Annotated in this window: 3 protein-coding genes; all 3 read right to left on the bottom strand. The window is 41.8% G+C overall.

The genetic code is table 11. From position 1 onward, the window contains the following. Positions 1-393 (bottom strand): pentapeptide repeat-containing protein (locus PSF67_RS21820; protein WP_272677605.1); only part of this gene is annotated, 393 nt, incomplete at its 3' end. Between the two features lie 960 nt (positions 394-1,353). Then, the gene (locus PSF67_RS21815) at positions 1,354-1,794 is read right to left on the bottom strand and encodes a hypothetical protein (RefSeq protein ID WP_015063446.1); all 441 of its coding nucleotides are present in this window, start codon (positions 1,792-1,794) and stop codon (positions 1,354-1,356) included. A 637-nt stretch (positions 1,795-2,431) separates the two neighbouring features. Then, the coding region (locus tag PSF67_RS21810; protein ID WP_200959715.1) for a pentapeptide repeat-containing protein at positions 2,432-2,683 on the bottom strand (252 nt) is incomplete at its 5' end.

Here is a 2,683-nt window from a genome sequence, read left to right as displayed (position 1 = left end):
TAATATGACTCTAGAAAAATTAGCGTAACTAAGATTTGTCTTGGTTATATAAGCACTACAAAACCATGACCTTGTAGTTATCATATTCATAAAATTAGCCCCTCGAAAATCAGCTCCTTGAGCTAAACACTCACTAATTTCAAGACCTAAGGCGCTAATGTTTTTAAAATTACTCATTGATAAATCGCAGCTTTTAAAGCTAGCGTTTTTTAGTTTGGCTCTATTAAAATCACACCCTTCCAAGCTATTCCTGTCGTAAAAACTACAATCAACAAATTCAGTATCAGTTAAATCAACCCCTGAAAAATCACAATTTGAAAAGGCAATATTTTTAACTCTATTCCCCGTAAATTGATCTCGTGAAAACTTTTCATTGATAAAGTGCTTTTCCATACATGCTACACCTGGTTATTTATACAGTGCAATCATTGTACATTAATTTGAACAACCTTAAACTCTAGCTAAAATTGATTCATACAATCCCTTTTATGTTAAACGGGCGAGTTAGTTAGCAAAAACCTCCCGTTCATCCCCATTAAAGCCCCTCGAAACGATTTTAAGACACGATCACCCTATAAAACACCCAAATCTACGCTGAAAGTTTAGAACGGTTTTGCGGGCTTCTGAGTGCGTTTTTAACATCGTGCAAACTGACAAGTAAAACGATGCGAAATCGCTGAAAGTCACAAACTTGTTTTGTGGCAAGAAGCGATTTGACCAACCGAGTAAAACGAGGGCGGTAGGCTTTTTGTTTTTATCCTGATGAGCGTCCAGCGAAGAAAGGGAAAAACAGGGGGAGCCGAAACGAAATGACACGCCCCAGCGATGGCAAGTGAACCCCAGTGAACGTGTTTCGTTTTGGGGGCAAAGCCCCCCGTCAAGCGAAGCGTCTGACCACCACATTTTTGAGCGACCAAATACAGGGGCGAAAAAAGGGGGTGGTCAGACGAACGCAGTGAGTTTGACGGGCTTGGGTGAATGGTTTTTTTCGCAGGCGTCCAGCCGAAGAAAATAGCCAGAGGGCGGAGCCTTATGTCATTCATTTTCGTCCAGAAAATGAGTGGCATTGATACTGAAAGTATCATGGGGTGCAAGTTAGTAAAACTATGATTCTACCCATTATTTCACCCGTTATTCTGCCCGTTATACCTAAATTGGGTGCAATAACGGGTAAAGTAATAGGTAGAATAACAGGTGGATTAATGGGTAAGAAATAACACAACGTCATCTTGTGTCTATCTATTATTCTGTATCTTATTCTATGTATTATTCTACCTATTACAGACGAAATAGATAAAATAAGAGATAGAATAATAGATAGGATAATACATAAAATAATAGGTAAACCTAACGTCAGCGCACCTTTTCTTCGAGCTGTTTTAGCATCGAAATATCACCTAATAACCGTTGATTTTTACCTGTGAAAAAGATGATCGGACTGACATTTGCATTATCAATACTTCGGCTTAACTGAATTCCCATCGCCTGATAATCATCATCGTTTGTGCAATGGTATAACGCTAAAACAAGCTGACATTGTTCTGGAGTTCCGCATTCTATTGCCCAGCGGATCAACTCCGAAAAGGTCAATCCGTTCGGTTTCCAGTGTTTTTTATGCCGTGACGCTAACGCCTTAAATTTTTCACGCCCTTGATTATATTTTTCTGCCCCGATCACCGGATCTTCACAACGAACCCCTTGAACCGGTCGCTTATCAAATGACAATTCCCATAAATTTAATTCTTCGATGTATTCGTAATCTTCTGGCGATGCCAAACGAAATAATTGAGACATAGAGACACCCTCCGATCATGTGTGAACGGAGACAGTATAAGGCTTTCGAGAAATTCCGCTTCCTCGACGTGAAACAAGTTCACGCCTTGCGGCGAGCGTTGCGAATTGAATTTATGAGGTTTACCAAGCTCCAGATGTAACAAAGCCCCGTGACAGCATCACAGGGCTCTGGTACTCTAAATCTTGTGCATTCGTTGCTCAGATTAGACGTCGCAATCCAATCTTAGCAACGTGAGAGGCGCTTGTCACGTTCTCATTAAATACCAGCCAACGACATTAACCCAAATGCACCACTTGATTGACTCGGACTTAGCCCGGTCTCCGAAAGGATAAACAGGCAAATTGTGGTAGTAAAACGTACCGGAAAACGAAATTCCGGCTCTACCTCCGAATCACGCTGCGGTATCGAAAGATTACAGTGCGTACCTGATAAGAGCACCAATCAACGGACTAGGGATTTCTTGGATTGCGAAGTGTCGAAAGAAGCCCAACCTAACCAAACTTAGCCAGATTAACGAGCTAAGAGACCATGACCCAATAACTGATCATGGAGAAAAGCAAAGACAAGATGAAGATGTCGCTTCGCTCCGTTTTGATTAGTACCACATTGGGGCATTAGGCGTTTTTTACCTAGATTTTATCGGTGAACAATAACACCTAAACTCTCAACAAGCTGAAGCGCCTGCTCTCCATCCAACTTCACTCCATCTAAATTAATTCGCCTTGCATCAAGCTCGCCAAGCGCCCCACCCGTTAAATCACAACCAGTAAAATCAGCCAAAGACCAATCAAACGATGAAAACTCCCCACAAGAAAGATCGGAGCCACGAAACACGGCGCCAGTTATCACAGTGCCATTCCAGCGATTTTCCCACAGTTCGCACTTTTC

This window comes from Providencia sp. PROV076 (assembly GCF_028483405.1).
Classification (GTDB): domain Bacteria; phylum Pseudomonadota; class Gammaproteobacteria; order Enterobacterales; family Enterobacteriaceae; genus Providencia; species Providencia huaxiensis.
The sequence above is the reverse complement of the archived record's forward strand: the minus strand, read 5'-3'. Positions and strand labels throughout refer to the sequence as shown.

What these genes read in the sequence shown, in the direction of transcription:
- PSF67_RS21815 (WP_015063446.1), bottom strand. Translation starts at nt 1,794, where the DNA reads ATGTCTCAATTATTTCGTTTGGCATCGCCAGAAGATTACGAATACATC.